The 15,617-nt window shown below is 64.7% G+C and carries 17 protein-coding genes; 3 read left to right on the top strand and 14 right to left on the bottom strand.

All coding sequences use genetic code 11. From position 1 onward, the window contains the following. The first annotated feature begins 75 nt into the window (after positions 1 to 75). The 3 genes from cckA (at position 76) to JF539_RS13625 (ending at position 3,807) form a co-directional block, all read left to right on the top strand. On the top strand, positions 76 to 2,628 hold the full coding sequence (gene cckA, locus JF539_RS13635) for a cell cycle histidine kinase CckA (RefSeq protein WP_207141217.1): 2,553 nt from the start codon (positions 76 to 78) through the stop codon (positions 2,626 to 2,628). A 118-nt stretch (positions 2,629 to 2,746) separates the two neighbouring features. Continuing rightward, complete coding sequence (locus tag JF539_RS13630; RefSeq protein ID WP_207141216.1) at positions 2,747 to 3,364, top strand: hypothetical protein; 618 nt, start codon at positions 2,747 to 2,749, stop codon at positions 3,362 to 3,364. A gap of 8 nt (positions 3,365 to 3,372) precedes the next feature. Continuing rightward, positions 3,373 to 3,807, top strand: coding sequence for a cupin domain-containing protein (locus tag JF539_RS13625; protein ID WP_209017278.1), 435 nt, complete (start codon positions 3,373 to 3,375; stop codon positions 3,805 to 3,807). A 13-nt stretch (positions 3,808 to 3,820) separates the two neighbouring features. On the opposite strand, the gene JF539_RS13620 is transcribed toward JF539_RS13625, so the two are convergent. From JF539_RS13620 to JF539_RS13555, 14 genes are all read right to left on the bottom strand, one after another. Then, positions 3,821 to 4,690: a F0F1 ATP synthase subunit gamma gene (locus tag JF539_RS13620; RefSeq protein ID WP_207141215.1), complete on the bottom strand. Its 870-nt coding sequence runs from the start codon at positions 4,688 to 4,690 to the stop codon at positions 3,821 to 3,823. Continuing rightward, positions 4,687 to 6,216: a F0F1 ATP synthase subunit alpha gene (locus JF539_RS13615; protein WP_207141214.1), complete on the bottom strand. Its 1,530-nt coding sequence runs from the start codon at positions 6,214 to 6,216 to the stop codon at positions 4,687 to 4,689. Before JF539_RS13615 ends, JF539_RS13620 begins: the two co-directional genes overlap by 4 nt. Further along, positions 6,209 to 6,943: a hypothetical protein gene (locus tag JF539_RS13610; protein ID WP_207141213.1), complete on the bottom strand. Its 735-nt coding sequence runs from the start codon at positions 6,941 to 6,943 to the stop codon at positions 6,209 to 6,211. Before JF539_RS13610 ends, JF539_RS13615 begins: the two co-directional genes overlap by 8 nt. A gap of 15 nt (positions 6,944 to 6,958) precedes the next feature. Next, positions 6,959 to 7,210 carry a F0F1 ATP synthase subunit C gene (locus JF539_RS13605; RefSeq protein ID WP_207141212.1) on the bottom strand — a complete coding sequence of 84 codons (252 nt, stop codon included), beginning with the start codon at positions 7,208 to 7,210 and terminating at the stop codon, positions 6,959 to 6,961. Continuing rightward, the gene (locus tag JF539_RS13600; RefSeq protein ID WP_209017277.1) at positions 7,207 to 7,944 is read right to left on the bottom strand and encodes a F0F1 ATP synthase subunit A; all 738 of its coding nucleotides are present in this window, start codon (positions 7,942 to 7,944) and stop codon (positions 7,207 to 7,209) included. Before JF539_RS13600 ends, JF539_RS13605 begins: the two co-directional genes overlap by 4 nt. Beyond that, the gene (locus JF539_RS13595; RefSeq protein ID WP_207141210.1) at positions 7,944 to 8,243 is read right to left on the bottom strand and encodes an ATP synthase subunit I; all 300 of its coding nucleotides are present in this window, start codon (positions 8,241 to 8,243) and stop codon (positions 7,944 to 7,946) included. The genes JF539_RS13600 and JF539_RS13595 overlap by 1 nt, the downstream gene beginning before the upstream one ends. Beyond that, the gene (locus JF539_RS13590; protein WP_207141209.1) at positions 8,240 to 8,521 is read right to left on the bottom strand and encodes an AtpZ/AtpI family protein; all 282 of its coding nucleotides are present in this window, start codon (positions 8,519 to 8,521) and stop codon (positions 8,240 to 8,242) included. The genes JF539_RS13595 and JF539_RS13590 overlap by 4 nt, the downstream gene beginning before the upstream one ends. After that, the gene (locus JF539_RS13585) at positions 8,518 to 8,997 is read right to left on the bottom strand and encodes a F0F1 ATP synthase subunit epsilon (RefSeq protein WP_207141208.1); all 480 of its coding nucleotides are present in this window, start codon (positions 8,995 to 8,997) and stop codon (positions 8,518 to 8,520) included. The genes JF539_RS13590 and JF539_RS13585 overlap by 4 nt, the downstream gene beginning before the upstream one ends. Further along, entirely contained in the window at positions 8,994 to 10,421 is a 1,428-nt protein-coding gene (gene atpD, locus JF539_RS13580) for a F0F1 ATP synthase subunit beta (protein ID WP_207141207.1), read from the bottom strand. Before atpD ends, JF539_RS13585 begins: the two co-directional genes overlap by 4 nt. Positions 10,422 to 10,575: 154 nt before the next feature. After that, on the bottom strand, positions 10,576 to 11,859 hold the full coding sequence (locus JF539_RS13575; RefSeq protein ID WP_207141206.1) for an amidase family protein: 1,284 nt from the start codon (positions 11,857 to 11,859) through the stop codon (positions 10,576 to 10,578). Positions 11,860 to 12,073: 214 nt separating this feature from the next. Beyond that, on the bottom strand, positions 12,074 to 12,727 hold the full coding sequence (locus tag JF539_RS13570) for a DUF2848 domain-containing protein (RefSeq protein ID WP_207141205.1): 654 nt from the start codon (positions 12,725 to 12,727) through the stop codon (positions 12,074 to 12,076). Positions 12,728 to 12,741: 14 nt separating this feature from the next. After that, positions 12,742 to 14,022, bottom strand: coding sequence for a TRAP transporter large permease (locus tag JF539_RS13565; protein ID WP_207141204.1), 1,281 nt, complete (start codon positions 14,020 to 14,022; stop codon positions 12,742 to 12,744). Then, on the bottom strand, positions 14,019 to 14,552 hold the full coding sequence (locus JF539_RS13560; RefSeq protein ID WP_207141203.1) for a TRAP transporter small permease subunit: 534 nt from the start codon (positions 14,550 to 14,552) through the stop codon (positions 14,019 to 14,021). Before JF539_RS13560 ends, JF539_RS13565 begins: the two co-directional genes overlap by 4 nt. 10 nt (positions 14,553 to 14,562) lie before the next feature. Continuing rightward, a complete protein-coding gene (locus tag JF539_RS13555) occupies positions 14,563 to 15,609 on the bottom strand; it encodes a TRAP transporter substrate-binding protein (protein WP_207141202.1) in 1,047 nt (348 codons plus the stop codon). Between the last annotated feature and the right edge of the window lie 8 nt (positions 15,610 to 15,617).

Here is a 15,617-nt window from a genome sequence, read left to right as displayed (position 1 = left end):
GAAATTGGGCGGTAAGCACAGAATGCTTAAGAGTGGCCCCGATCAGAATCGAATCGGGCCCGGGAGACAGGACGGATGAGTGATATGGACGGAGCGCCGAGCGGGCCGATGATCAGCCGGCCGGAGCGGTCCGGTAACATAGGTCTATTGATCGGCCTGGCGCTGCTGCTCGTCGGTGCGGCGGCGGCGTTTGCCGTGATGGACCGGGATGTCGCCCAGCCGTTCATTCTCGCGCTGCTCGGCATTCTGGCCGTTGTCGGCGTGTTCTGCCTGTTCGCGGGCGCGATCGGTTTCCTGCGCCTGTCTTCGCGCCCCGGGGAAGCCAATCCGCTTGCCTCCGCCTTTGTCGACACGCTTGAGGACGGCGCGCTGATCACCGACATCGAAGGCCGGCTCGTTTATGCCAACAAGGCCTATGCGGATCTGACCGGTGCGGAGACCGCCGCCGATATCCGGGTGGTCGAGCGGGTCTTTTCCTCCGATCCGGATGCCGCCGACGCGATTTTCCGGCTGTCCCAGGCGATGCGCGACGGACGCCGGGCGCAGGAGGAAATCCGCATGCCGTTTCCCCTCGGCCGAGCGGAAGGAACGGCTCGCTGGTACCGGGTGTCCGTCCGTCCCCTGCAGGTTGCGCGGGAGGGCGGCAAGGGCCGGCAAATGGCGGTCTGGCAAGTCTCCGACATTACCCGGGATCGGGCGGAGCAGGAAAACTCCTTCCAGGAACTGCAGCGGGTCATCAACTTTCTCGATCACGCGCCGGCCGGTTTCTTCTCCTGCGACGGCGAAGGCCGCATCGTCTATCTCAACGCGACGCTCGCCGACTGGCTCGGCTACGATCTCGCCCAGTTCGATGCCGGCGACCTCGATCTCGCGGCAATTGTGCGTGGCGACGGCACCGAACTGATCCGGTCCGTCAAGGGACAGGCCGGCGAGGTCAAGAGCGAGACCTTCGATCTCGATTTCGTCACCCGCGACGGCCGGGGCCTGCCGGTTCGCCTGCTTCATCGGGTGCCCTTCGGCGAAAACGGCCATGCGGGTGACAGCCGTACGCTTGTGCTCAACCGCTCGCGCGGCGAGGAGGCCTCCGAAGCGCTCCGGGCGGCGGAGGTGCGGTTCGCGCGCTTCTTCAACAACACGCCGATCGCCATTGCCTCGCTCGACAAGGAAGGCCGGGTTCTGCGCACCAACGCGCCGTTCCTGAAACTGTTCGGCGCAATCGATACGGACGACGAGTCGCCGAAGCTGGAAGCCTATGTCGCCGACAGCGGCCGGGAAGAACTGGTGAAGGCCCTGAAGGCCGCCGCAAACGGCATCGGCGAGATTTCTCCTGTCGACATTCCGCTGGTGGAAGGCAACGATCCGCGCTCGGCGACCTTCTACGTCTCGGCCGTTCAGGAAGGCGAGGGCGACGGCGAGGCGGCCATCGTCTACGCGCTGGAAACGACCCAGCAGCGGGCGCTGGAGGCGCAATTCGCCCAGAGCCAGAAGATGCAGGCCATCGGCCAGCTCGCCGGCGGGGTCGCCCACGATTTCAACAACGTTCTGACCGCGATCATCGGCTTCTCCGATCTGCTGCTCGCCAGCCACCGTCCGACCGATCCGTCCTTCCAGGACATCATGAACATCAAGCAGAACGCCAACCGGGCTGCCGGCCTGGTGCGCCAGCTGCTGGCGTTCTCACGCCGCCAGACGCTCCGGCCGCAGCAGCTTGAACTCAACGACGTTCTGGCGGATCTCTCGATCCTGCTCGACCGACTGCTCGGCGAGAAGGTGGAGCTGAAGGTGGTTCACGGGCGCGACCTGTGGCCGGTCATGGCCGACCTCAACCAATTGGAACAGGTGATCGTCAATCTTGCGGTCAACGCCGGCGACGCCATGGCCGACGGCGGCCGGCTTACGATCCGCACCAAGAACGTGTCGGAGGCCGAGTCCACCCAGTTCGAGAACTCCCGGGGCATGCCGCCGGGCGAATACACGCTGGTGGAAGTGGAGGACACCGGGCACGGCATTCCACCCGACGTCATAGAAAAGATCTTCGATCCGTTCTTTTCCACGAAGGAAGTGGGCAAGGGCACCGGGCTGGGCCTGTCAACCGTCTACGGCATCGTCAAACAGACCGGCGGCTTCATCTTCTGCACGTCGGAAGTCGATCTCGGCACCACCTTCCGCCTGTTCCTGCCGCGCTACATTCCCCAGGTGGTGGAAGAGAAGAAACCGGAGGCCAGGGAGATGGAACCCGAAAAGGTTGCCGATCTCACCGGCTCCGCTTCCATCCTGCTGGTGGAGGACGAAGAGGCCGTGCGCGCCTTCGGCGCCCGCGCGCTCCAGTCTCGCGGCTACACCGTCTACGAGGCGGCCTCGGGCAACGAGGCGCTGGAGGTGATGGAAGAAGTCGACGGTCAGGTGGATCTGGTGGTCTCCGATGTGGTGATGCCGGAAATGGACGGTCCGACGCTTCTTGTCGAGCTGCGCAAGACCCAGCCGGATCTCAAGATCATCTTCGTCTCGGGCTATGCGGAAGACGCCTTTGAGGAGAACCTGCCTGAAGGGGAGCAGTTCTTCTTCCTGCCCAAACCTTTCACGTTGAAGCAGCTGGCGACGACCGTGAAGGATGTGTTGAACGGGTAGGCAGATCCTGTTTTCCCTTCATCTTCTCGGCTCATGTTCGAATCCGTTCGAAGAGCGTAAGCGAATTTTAAGTTGAATTGTGTATCGTTCACATCGTCTGGATTGTGGGGACGGTGGCATGAGACAGCAGCACTCTTTCGGCAGACGAGACGATACAGCAAGCCGGCGGCAGGCAGCGGCCGCTAGGACCCGTCTGCCGGGTCTTCCGGCGATGGACACTTACGAAGATCCGGTCTTGGTGAAAGCCGCCGCCGAGCGTCCCTGGCCGATTGTTGCGGCCACCCTCATCACCTTGGGCATCACCGGTGGTTCGCTTTATGCGGCGCGGGATGCCGGTTCGCAGGCGCTCACGATCCTGCCGGTCATGGCGATCGTCGGTGTGATCCTCTATCTCCAGTTCCGCGGTCTGCAAGCAACGCTTCGGGAAGACAAAGAGCGCAAGAAACGGGCGATACAGGCGGAATATCCCCTGATCCCGATCGTCGGCATGATCGCGGGGGCGGGGTATTTCATGATCGCGCACGATCAGAGCGTCAGCGATATCCTTGCCTATGACTGGTCGGGCATCTTCGGCATGCGCAGAGGCTTTGAGAACGCCGAGGAGCCCATGACGGAAACCCTCTTCAGTGCCATTGGCGCCGGAGGAGGCGCGGGGCTGGCGGTCGCCGTCGGGTGGCACAAGCTCAGCCGATATCTTCAAGGCAACAGCGGCTCGAGTCCTTCCCGGTCATCTTGAACCATTTGATGGCTTTTGACGGCTCGTTCGGCAAGGCGCGCCACGAGTTGATCGGGTGTCTCGGCGCGGGCATATTTGCCCACACGCTGCCATCTGGAGATATGCTCATGGACCTGCCGGACTTCATCAAGACCTTTCCCGCCCTGGACGTTCCTTTTCCCGACGACGTGGTGAAAAGCTACGCGATCCAGTCGGACAAGGGGCTCGTGGTCTTCTTCGATTTTGTCAAGGACATGGTCCTCCCGCCGCATTCGCATCTTGCCCAGTGGGGCACGGTGCTGGATGGGGAAATCGAATTCACAATCGCCGGTGAAACCCGGGTCTTCGGGCCGGGCGCGATCTACGATATTCCGAGCGGCGCGGAACACGGCGCGATCATCAAGGCCGGAACCAAAGTGATCGACGTGTTCGAGGAACCCTATCGTTACGCTCTGAGGACGTAAGGCCGAGAGCCGGCTAACGCTCCTTTTGGCTGCCGGTCGCGAGTTCGACGATCTCGTTGGTGATCTCCTCCTGGCGAAGCCGTCGCGCGCTGGCGGTCAGATCGGTGAGCGTTTCCGTTACATTGTCGTGGGCCGCGATCATCGCCCGCATCCGTGCCTCGTTCTCCGCCGCGAAGGAGAGAACCACCGCTTCGCTCAGCTCCGCGAAGACGTATTCTTCCGCCAGCCGGGTGAAAAGCTGCTCCGGCGGCAGGGTGAGGCGTGGTGCGATGACGTGGCGGGCGGCGGGGAACCGGGAGAAATCGAAAGGCACGAGACGCTTGATAAGGAGGTCATCCTCGCCCGGCGGTCCGGGCAGGCTGTGGATGACCGACACTTCGGAGATCTCTCTGCTGGCGAGCCGCTCGTAGATGGCCTCCGTGATCCGTCCGGCAAGACCGCCGGCCTTTTTCGGATGGCTGATCATTGGCGTCGACCAGGCCACCTCGAGACCTGCCTCCTCGACGTCCGGCAAGCCCCGGCTGCCGACGATGAGGAGATCGTGGCCGTCCTGCGGCGACAGGCGCATGGTCTCGCGGGCCAGGTCCAGGACCCGGCGGCTGAAGGCCCCGGCAAAACCCTGTTCGGCGCAGAACACGACGATGGCCCGCCGTCCGGCGCCGTCGGCCGCCCCGTCCGAAAGCGGCGCACAGGCACCAGGAAGAAAGGCGAGCGCCTGGCCGATCGCATCCCCGATCGTGTCGGCGTAGGTGCGTATGCTTTCAAGGTGGCGGTTGGCTTCCTGGGTCCGTGCCGCGGCGATGCCTCGCATGGCGCCAATCACCGCCGACAGCTTGTTCACCGTCTCCATGCGGGCTTCGACTTCGGCGAGGCGTCCGGTCATTTCGCCGGGTCCTCCGGCAGGATCTCGCGCGCGAGATCTCTTACGAGTTCCGAAAGCCGGGCGCGCAGGTCTGGTGTCAGCTCGCCTCCGCCGCCAAGGGCCGTGACAGCGTAGGAAGCATGGGTGTCGAGCCAGGGAGGCAGGCGTCGGCGCAGTTCGGAAAGCGAGGACACCGGCAGCGCATCGAAGATGCCGTCGCCGAGGGCCGACAACAGGGCCACCTGTTCGACACCGCGCAGGTTGGCGTAACGCGGCTGGGTGAGCAGGGCGCGGATGCGCTCGCCCCGTGCGATCTGGTCCATCACGCGCGGGTTGGAAATGCCGCCGAAGCGGGTGAACATTTCCAGTTCCTGGAACTGCGCGTAATCGAGACGAACCCGCCCGGAGACGGCGCGAAGAGCCGGGCTTTGGGCCTTGCCGCCCACCCGACTCACGCTCAGGCCCACGTCCACGGCGGGCCGCTGACCGGCGGCGAAGAGGTGGGTGGAGAGCACGATCTGCCCATCGGTGATCGAGATGAGGTTGGTTGGAATATAGGCGGAGAGGTTGCCCGCGTTGGTCTCGGCGATGGGCAGAGCCGTCAGCGAACCGCCGCCCAGTTCCGGCGAAAGCTTCGCGGCGCGCTCCAGAAGGCGGGCATGCAGATAGAAGACGTCGCCCGGATAGGCCTCGCGCCCCGGTGGCTCACGGGTGAGCAGCGCCAGTTCCCGGTGGGTGGCCGCGTGGCGGGTCAGATCGTCGATTACGATGAGCGCGTGCTGGCCCTTGTCACGAAAGTGTTCGGCCATGGTCATGCCGGTGAAGGGGGCAAGCCATTGCAGTCCCGGCGGAGCGGAGGCATTGCCGACAACGAAGATGCAGCGTTCCGGCGCGCCATGCTGACGTATGGCGGCGATCACCCGGTCCACCGCCGTGGTCCGCTGGCCGACCGCCACATAGACGCAGATCACGTCGCTGTTCTTCTGGTTGATGATCGCGTCGACGGCGAGCGATGTCTTGCCGGTGGCGCGGTCGCCGACGATCAGTTCGCGCTGGCCTCGTCCGAGCGCGAAGAGGCTGTCGACAGCGAGAACACCGGTTTCGACAGGTTCCGAAACCTTCGCCCGGTCGATGATCGACGGGGCGGGACGCTCGACCGGCAGAGTGGCCCCGCTATGAAGCGCCGGACCGTCGTCGAGCGGGCGTCCGAGCGGATCGACCACCCGCCCGAGCAGCGCGTCACCCACCGGAACGTTCAGGACCTCGCCGGTGTCGGTGACCCTGCCACCCACCGAAAGGGTCCCGGTCTCGTCAAGCATCACCGCGTCGAGAGTGTCGCGGTCGAGCGCCTGTGCGAAGCCGTAATGGCCGGTTTCAAAGCGCAGCAGCGCGCCGAGCGCGACATCCGGCAGGCCGGAAATGCGGGCGATCCCGTCGGCAAGATGCACCACGCGTCCAATCGCCTCGGCTTCCGGGCTCAGTTCCGTGCGGTCCAGCCGGGCGCGGCTGGTGTCAAGCCAACGCGACAGGGGCTGAGGCTCAGTCATGACGGGTCAACTCCTGCCGGATCAGGTCGAGGTCGGCGCGAAAATGGTTGCGCACGACGGCCTGCGGCGCATCGAGCTCCAGGCCGGCAATGAGTGTCTCGTCGCTCTCCACGGCCACTTCGACCGGATGGGCAAGCACTTCGCTGAGACTGGCCTCGAGGCGATCGGTCTCGTCCGCTGTCAGCGCCCTGGCGGCGCGCAGGCGCACCGGTCCGGCCGAGGCGATCTCCGCACGCGCTGCGTCGGGCAGGGCGGAGACGGCCTTGACGAGCCCTCCCATGAAGCCGTTGATGCGGGCCTCCTCGGGCAGACGGGCAAACAGCCGTTCGGCGATGTCGACGGCAAGCGTGCCCGCGGCATCGGTGAGCGCCTGTGTCTCGGCGGCGCGCATGCGGTCGAGTTCGGCCCGTGCCGCCTCGCGTGCCGCCTCTGCCTCTGCCTCGGCGGCTTCCAGCAACTTGGCCTTTTCGGCTTCGGCCTCCTCTTCGGCCCTGACGAGCAGTCCCGCGCGCTGGGCGGCGATATCGGAGGTCGCCGTTCTGGCGGCGTCGCGGGCCTTTTCGGCTTCCGCGCGGGCCTGCCTGGCGCGCCGCAGCTCGACGTCCGCCGCCGCCTGCCGGTCGGCGACGATTTTCGCCACCGGGCGGAACAGGAAGCGTTTGAGGATCCACAACAGGACCACGACATTGACCGTCTGCAGTCCCAATGTCCACCAGTCGAGATGCATCGCGCGGACCGTTTCCTACTGCACGAACGGGTTGGCGAAGAGCACCAGGAGAGCGATCACCAGCGTGTAGATCGCCATGGTTTCGATCATCGCGAGACCGACGAAGAGGGTGCGCGACAGTGTTCCCGCGGCTTCTGGCTGGCGGGCGATGGCGTCCATCGCGGCGGCCACGGCCCGGCCTTCGGCCAGAGCGGGGCCGATGGCGCCGAAGGAGACGGCGAGCGCGGCGGCAAGGATGCTGACGATTTCGACGAGATTTCCGGTCATGGGGTCTCAGTCTCCTGGTTGGAGGTTTCCTGGGTTGGAGCCTGTGAAGGCGTTTTGCTGGAGGTGTCCCCGGGGGCTTCGCCATTGGCGGCGGCGCCAATGAAGACGGTGGCGAGGATCGCGAATATGTATGCCTGCACGGTGCCGGTCAGAAGATCGAGCGCCATCAGGGGGATCGGCACGAGGAGGCCGGCGAGGGAGAGAACGATGCCGACCACGAACACGCCGCTCATCACGTTTCCGAACAGGCGCACGATGAGCGAGAAGGTCCGGGTGATCTGCTCCACGAGATTGAGCGGGATCATAACCCAGGACGGTTCGGCGAATGTGGCCAGATAGCCTTTCAGCCCGCGCGTCGCGATCCCGAACCAGACGGTGGCGGCAAAGACGATCAGGGCCAGCGCCGCGTCGGTTTCCAGATGCGCGGTGGGCGGTTCTATACCCGGAATGAGCGACGACCAGTTGGCGATCAGGACGAAGAGGAAGATCGTGCCGATGAGCGTGCGGTAGGGGGAAGGGTCCGTCTGCATCGTGTCGCGGATCTGGCCGTCGACGGTGGTCACGAAGAGCTCAAGCACGGTCTGCAGCTTGCCGGGCTGAAGACTGAGCCTGCGCGTGGCAAGCCAGGATCCGAGCGTCAGCGCCAGCATGATCGCCCAGGTGACTGCCACCGGCGCGGTGATTGGAACCGGGCCGATGGACAACAGCGGCTCCAGGGTGAGCGGGTTTTCCATCAAGATGCCTCTCGGGTCAGGCGGAGAACGGCGGCGCGCGCGAGCAGTATGCCGAGCGCACCGGCCAGAAGCGGCAATGCGCCGAGAAAGGCAAGCAGGCCCAGCCCCGCGATGACGAGAACAAAGCGGGCGATATGCAGGATCAAGGCGCGCGCGACCGGCGCGGCTCCGGTGTAAAGGTCCACCACGCGCCGGAGGCTTGCGAAATGGATGAGCCCGAGCGCGAAGCCCAGGACCAGGCCGAACAGGGCGGTGGCGGCGGGAGGCAGCGATTGGAGCATGGCAAACAGGGACATCATTGCTGGCTGTGCATCCATTTCCAGGCGGCGTGAAAGCCGATTGCCGCGCCAATCAGGATGGCGGGAGCGGTGAAGAAGATCCCGGTTTCGAAATACCGGTCGGCCAGCCGGCCGAGCACGACGCCAAGAAGCATGGGAATAACAATGGCCCAGCCGAGAATGCCGATCTGGCCCAGGCGGCTGCCGAGCGAGGGTTCGGGCGCCTTGCGGCTCATTTCGTCCCGCTTCGCCACACGGCGGGCGGCTTCGGCCAGGTGATCCTTTTCGTCCCGGGTCATGGGCCTGAGCCTCCCGGGCCGGCGTCGCGGTTTGCCTGGATCGATGGCGGATGGTCTAGCGCACCGGTGCTGCCCGGACGCAGGTAGCGCATGAGCTGGCGCAGCGCCTGGGCATGCAGACGCATTTCCTCAACCCTGGCCCGGCGGACGGAATCGGCTTCGTCTGCGCGCAGCTTGGCGACTTCCCCTTGCAGGGCCTGCAGGTCGTCGCCCAACAGGCCCTCGCGCGCGGCGACCGCCACTTCACAGCCGCCGGTCACCGTCAAGAGCCCGCCGCGAAGTGCGCAGAAATGCAGGCCGCCGTCCGCGTCCTTCCAACGCAGCACCGAGGCGGGCAGCACGGTCAGAAACTCCGTATGTCCCGGCAGGATGCCGAAACCGCCGCTGTCGTCCTCCGCCCTCAAGGAGACCACTCCGGTGGAATCGACAAGAACCTCCATCGGTGTGGTGACGGTCAGATGCAGGCCTGTCTTCATGCCGCGCCCCTGTCGGTCCTGGCGGCAGCGTCTCGGGCGCGGGCCTCCTCCAGGGTGCCGACCATGTAGAGGGCGCTTTCGTCCCAGTCGTCGGTCTCACCTTCCAGGATCGCAGTGCATCCTTTCAGCGTGTCGTCCAGGGAGACCGAACGGCCTTCCAGGCCGGTGAAGGCCTTGGTCACGTTGAACGGCTGGGTGAGAAAACGCTGCAGCCGTCGCGCACGGCCCACCAGAAGCCGGTCCTCCTGGCCGAGTTCTTCCATGCCGAGAAGCGAAATCACGTCCTGCAGTTCCCGGTAATGCTCGATGGTGCGGCGGACGGCGTTGGCCACGCGTTCATGGTCCTCGCCGACAATCAGCGGATCGAGCAGAATCGAGGAGGAGGCGATCGGGTCGATGGCGGGATACATGCCGTCGGCGGCCATGGCGCGTGACAGCACCACCATGGAATCGACGTGGCCGGCGATTGTGGTGACCGCCGGATCGGTAAAGTCGTCGGCAGGCACGTAGACCGCCTCGATGGCGGTGATGGAATGACCGTTGGCGCTGGCGATGCGCTCCTGAAGGGCGGCAACCTCGCTGGCGAGCGTCGGCTGATACCCCACCCGGCTCGGCAGCCGGCCGAGCAGGCCCGAGACTTCCGAGCCCGCCTGCACGAAGCGGAAGACGTTGTCCATCAGGAGAAGCACGTTGCGGCGTTCCTCATCGCGGAAATGCTCGGCGATCGCAAGGGCCGTCATCGGCACCCGCCAGCGCGCGCCGGGCGGTTCGTTCATCTGGCCGTAGACCAGAACCGTGCGTTCAAGCACGCCCGTTTCCGTCATGTCCGAGAGCATCTCGTGCCCCTCGCGCGAGCGCTCGCCGACACCGGAAAACACCGAAATGCCCTGATATCCGGCGACCATCGCATGGATCAGCTCCATCACAAGGACCGTCTTGCCGACGCCCGCGCCGCCGAACATAGCCGCCTTGCCGCCCTGGGCGAGCGGGGTGAGCAGATCAACCACCTTGATGCCCGTGCGAAACAGCTCAGGATGGCCGTTTTCGACGGCGAAGCGCGGCGGGTCGCGGTGGATCGGGCTCCGTGGCACGTCGTCGGGCAGGGGCTCCTTGCCGTCGCGGACTTCGCCGGAGACATCGAGCAGTCGTCCCAGAACCGCCTTGCCGACCGGCACGTCCAGCGGTCTGCCGAGGGGGCGGACCGCCGTGCCGCGCCGGAGCCCGGTCGTCGCCTGCAGCGCGATTGTCCTTACGGTCGTCATGTCGACATGCGCCTGCACCTCGACATGGACAGGCGCGCTGTCCGGGGCCTCGATCCTGAGCGCGTCGTTGATCGGCGGCAGGTAGCCTTCGGCGAAGGCGATATCGACCACCGCTCCACGGATCGCGACGACTTTTCCATGCCTGGCAGTTTCGGACGCCACTGAACCTAGTCCCTGAACAACCTGAATTTTGATGATACCGGATTGAAACCGATAAGACACGATTCAGATCAACCGGTCACGCGAGGGCGCCGGACCGATCGCCGCAGGCGGGAAGGTGGTCAGGAAATGTCTCTCAGGCGCTGTGGCGCGGGGCCTAATTTATCCCGGAAAGAACCTCTTCCACCACCTTGGCGCAGGCCAGCAGATTTTCGTCCCGCCCGCCACCGGCAATCAGCATCGCGCTCAGCGTCTTGCCCGTGTGTTCATAGGGCAGGGCGATGGCGCAGCCGTCGGCGACATTGGCGAGAGACGGGTTGCGAAGGGCGAGAAGATTCAGCCGGTTGAAGGTATCGTCGTCCGACAGGCTTTCGATCTCCGGCGGCAGGATCGGGGAGGTTGGCAGTAGCAGCATGTCGTTGCCGAGCTCTTCTCGGAAGGCCGTTATGAAGGTCTGGCGCCGGTTCAGGGTCTGGCGATACTCAACCGCAGAAATCTCGCCGGCGCGGGCCATGCGGGCATGGACACGGGGGTCGAAGTCGTCCGGCCGGGTCTGGAAATGCTCCTCGAAATGCGCCCGGGACTCGACCGAGGTCATGTGCCAGGGCGGAACCTTGTCGTAGAGCGAAATCGCCTTGAATTCCTTTTCGGTCACGCTCATTCCGGCGGCCCGCAGGGCGGCAACAACGCTCCTGAACCCTTCCGCGATGACCGGTTCCATTTCGCTGAAGCCGAAATTGACCGGAACAATGAGATTGGCGGTTCGCGCGGGGGCGGGGCTGACGGGTGCTCCGGCCATGATCTGCCAGACGAGTTCGCAGGCGGCGACCGTTTTCGCCATCGGGCCGAAACTGTCGAGACTGTCGGAAAGAGGCTTGCCGCCGTCCATCGGGATAGAGCTTTGCGTGGGCTTCAACCCGACGATGCCGGTGAAAGCCGCCGGAATGCGCAAGGAGCCGCCGGTGTCGCTGCCGATGGCGATGTCAGACAGCCCGAGGGCCACGGAGACGGCGCCGCCGCTGGTCGAACCGCCGGGCGCGCAGCCGGGATAGACCGGGTTCTGCGGCGTGCCGTAGTGCGGGTTCAGACCCAGGCCGGAATAAGCGAATTCGGACATGTTGGTCAGGCCGGTCAGCACGGCGCCGGTTGCCTCCAGGCGGGCAATCGCGGGCGCGTCGGTTTTCGCGGGAGGGTCGTCCGCGAGAACCTTGGTCGCGGAGGTGGTGACCTCGCCGGCAACGTCGAAGAGCGCCTTCACGCTGACAAGAGCGCCCGCAAGCGGACCGTCCAGGCTTGCCGCAACTTTTGCCTGGCTTCGGGCGCGGTCTTCCAGGAGCTTCAGGTAGACGGATTTCGCTGCCGGGTCGTTCTTCGCTCTTTCAAGGGCCGTCTCCAGGCGGTTTTCCGCGGTGTCGGGGCTCCAGGGAAACGGCGTGGTCATGCAAAAACTTCCTCCAAATTCCTATGTTCCTATCCTCAAGCTTATACCTTGCCGTCGTCATCCCGGCCAAGCAACGCGCGAGCCGGGATCGGAGAGCCGAAGAGGTAGTACCACTCTTATTGGGTGGCTCGCCGGCCCCGGATCTCCGCTTCGCTACGTCCGGGGTGACATCGGTGAGGATTGCATTGAAAAACGATGTCTTGCCAATCAGATATCACGACACGATTTCTAGAACTGAGCTCGAATAGGCCGCCTCGATGGATTTGCCGGTTTTCGGGTCGGTCAGCGCCATCCTGAAATCCCTGGCCGGGCGCACGCCGCCGATTGCGGGAAGTGTGCCGCAGAGCATGGCGGTGCCGTCTTTCAGGCCGGCGCCGGCCATCAGGGTTTCCAGCGGCAGGATCGCGGCCAGCGTGCCGTCCTGATAAGGCACCCAGTCTCCGTCTTCGACGATCCATGACTGGAGTTTGAGGTCGTCGAGTCGGGCAGCAACCTCATCGAGAGGCCAGAGTTCGGCCGCAACGGGCTTGGCGCAGATCTGTTTGGAGGCGGCGACGGAATGAGCCTCGAGCGCGCGGTCGGTATGATCCGAGGCGAGACCGAGCCAGATCTTGCCATCCTGTTTCAAAAGGAAGGGTTCGGCTTCGCCGGAAGTCTCCTTGCCGAGCACCTGAATGGAGGTCTCCCGCGTCAGAAGCGACGGTGAGCACTGGTAGTAAAGCGGCACCGTGGAAGGGGCGGGCACGCCGATGGCGGCCAGTTCCTCGATGTGATGATCGACCTTTGACCGGTCCCGCCCGGTCCAACCGGCGACAATGAGCCTGTCGGGCGTGCATTCGAGCGCGCCAGTCTCTGTTTCGAACTTCATGGAGTTAAGCCTCTTTAAAGGGTTGACGGCAGGAACAGGGCCAGCTGGGGCAGGAGAATGAGCAGTCCGACCATGGCCAGCATCGTGAGCGCGTAGGGGATGCAGCCGAGCATGACGTCGCTGAAGCTTCCTCCCTTGCGGGCCGACTGGACCACATAGAGGTTCAGTCCCACCGGCGGCGTGATCAGAGCCATCTCGACCAGGATGATCATCAGGATGCCGAACCAGATCTTGTCGTAGCCGAGCTGGACGATGATCGGCACGACGATCGGGATGGTCGCCACCATCAGCGACAGGGTCTCGATGAAGAAGCCGAGCACGATATAGATCAGGACGATGACCAGCAGGGTTTCGAGCGGGCCGAGCCCCAGGCCGGTGAGCAGGCTTTGCAGCGCCCGGCTGACGCCGGCGGCCGTCAGCGCGAAGTTCAGAACATAGGCGCCTATCACCACGAGCATGATCATGGCGGAGGTCTTCACCGACCCGCGAAGCGCATCGAGCAGCATGTCCCGGCTGAGCGCCTTCTGGTGCCAGGCAATCAGAATCGAGATCGCGACACCGACCGTGGCGGCTTCCGTCGGCGTGGCCCAACCGGCGTAGATGGAGCCGACAATGGCGGCGAAGAGCCCGAGGATCGGCAGGAGATCGGCCAGACCGTCGAGCTTTTCGGCGAAAGTGCTCGACCGGCGCGGTCCGCCGAGCGACGGGCGAAGACCGCAGAGAACGACCGTGATCGCCATGAAGAGGCAGGCGAGCAGCAGGCCGGGGACCAGACCGGCGAGGAAGAGTTGCGGAATCGAGCTTTCCGTCAGGAAGCCGTAGACGATCAGGTTGATCGACGGCGGGATCATGATGCCGAGCGTGCCGCCGGCGGCGATCGCCCCGGAAAAGAGCTTCGGATTGTAACCGAGGGTCTGTGCTTGAGGCATGGCGACCGTGGCCACCGTCGCGGCGGTTGCGACCGAGGAGCCGGATGTCGCGGAGAACATGGTCGAGGTGGCGATATTGGCGTGGATCAGGCCGCCGGGCATCCAGGCGACCCATTTTTCAAGCGCCGCGTAGGTTCGTTTCGCGACGCCGCTGCGCACCAGGATTTCGCCCAGCAGCACGAACAGCGGAATGGCAATCAGTGTGGAGCTGTTGGAGGACGACCAGACCACCTGGCCGAGACCGCGCATCAGCGGGAAGGGACTGAAGAAGGTGTCGATGCCGAAAGCGAGCAGAAAGAGGACGACGCCGACCGGAATGGACAGGGCGAGAAGCCCGAGAAGGCCGAGTGAGGTAAAGGCGATCATGCTTCTTCCCTCGCGCCGGCGATGTCGTCGACGGCCTTGAAGTCGGCGGACAGGAGGTTCTTGAGAACGGCGACAAGCAGAAGGCTGGCCGAGACGGCGAACCAGAGCCAGCCCGCCCACCACAGCGACTGGGGGATCCACAAGGGGGTCTCCAGAGGCGTGTTGGCGCGGGCGCCGTTGGAAAGGGTCTTTTCCAGGACGCCCCAGCCACGCCAGGCCACCACAATCGCGGTGGCGGCCAGACAGAGTAGGGCGAGCATGTCGAAAACCGCGCGGCCCAGAGGCACGAGCCGCTGGCGGAGCAGGTCGATGCGCACATGGGCCTGCTCCGTCAGGGCATAGCTGATCCCCCAGCTTGTCGTCACGGCCATCACATAGCCGGAAATCTCGTCAACGCCCCCGAGAGAGCCGCCCAGACGGCGGGCGGCAATCTCGATCAGGGTGAAGACCACACATCCGAGCAGCATCAGACCGACAGCGATGGCCACACGGTCGTTGATCTGCCGGATAAGCGAAACCAGGGGCGTCATGAGAGGTGCCTCAGTTCGTTTCCAGCTTCACACCGGTAACGGCGCCGACGCTGTCGCTCCAGCGTTTGGCCCAGTCGCCGCCGGCCCGTTCGGCCCAGTCCGGCAGGACCTCGGTCAGGAGAACTTCCTTGGCCTTGGCCTGGTCGGCTTCACTTGCCTCGACGAGGATCAGGCCCCGGGCGTCACCATAGGGGCATTCGCCGTTGCCCGTCAGGCAGGCAACGTCGTTTTCAAGCGCATCCTGAGCGGAGTCCCAGGCCGGGGCTTCCAGGCCTTCCTTGACGCCCTTTTCAAGCATGGCCTTCTGCTCGTCGGAGAGCGCGTTCCACTTGTCGAGGTTGATCGCGGTGACGACCGGGTCCCAACCGCCGAGCGGCAACGGCATCAGATGGGTGGAGACTTCCCACCAGCCCGCGTTGTAACCGGAGCCGGCTCCGGTGATGGCGCAATCGACCACGCCGCGCTGCAGGGACCCCGGAACTTCACCGAAGCTGACATTGACGCCTTCCGCGCCCAAAGCTTCCAGGAATTTCGCGGTCATGCGGCCCGAGGCACGGACCTTCTTGCCTTTCAGATCGTCCAGAGACGCAATTTCGGCATTGCAGAAGACCACCTGCGGCGGATAGGGCGCGATGCCGAGCACCTTGGCGTTGAAGACGTCCTTGTAGATGTCGTCGATCATCGGACGGGCCGCTTCAACGGCTTTTTTCGCGGTGGCCGCGTCGGTCGCGATCAGCGGCACATCAAGCCCTTCCAGCGGGACGCTGTCGGAGACCGCGTAGTCGGCGACCGTCATGCCGACATCGAAAACGCCTTCCGACAGCATGCGGAAAACATCGCCGCCGGAAATGCCCATCTGGTCGTGGGTGGTGAGGGTCGCCGTCAGGTCGCCGCCCGACAGCTCAGGCAGTTTCTCGGTCCAGAACGGCGCTTCATATTGCTTGTGAAGCGGCAGACCGCTCCAGCTGCCGACAACGGACAGTTCTTCCGCCTGGGCCAGCGTGCCGGCGGACAGGGCGATCAGCGAAATCGCGGAGAGTATCGTCGTTTTTCTCATAACGTGTT

Origin of the sequence: Roseibium aggregatum (assembly GCF_017309185.1) — a bacterium.
Lineage (GTDB): Bacteria > Pseudomonadota > Alphaproteobacteria > Rhizobiales > Stappiaceae > Roseibium > Roseibium aggregatum_B.
The sequence above is the reverse complement of the archived record's forward strand: the minus strand, read 5'-3'. Positions and strand labels throughout refer to the sequence as shown.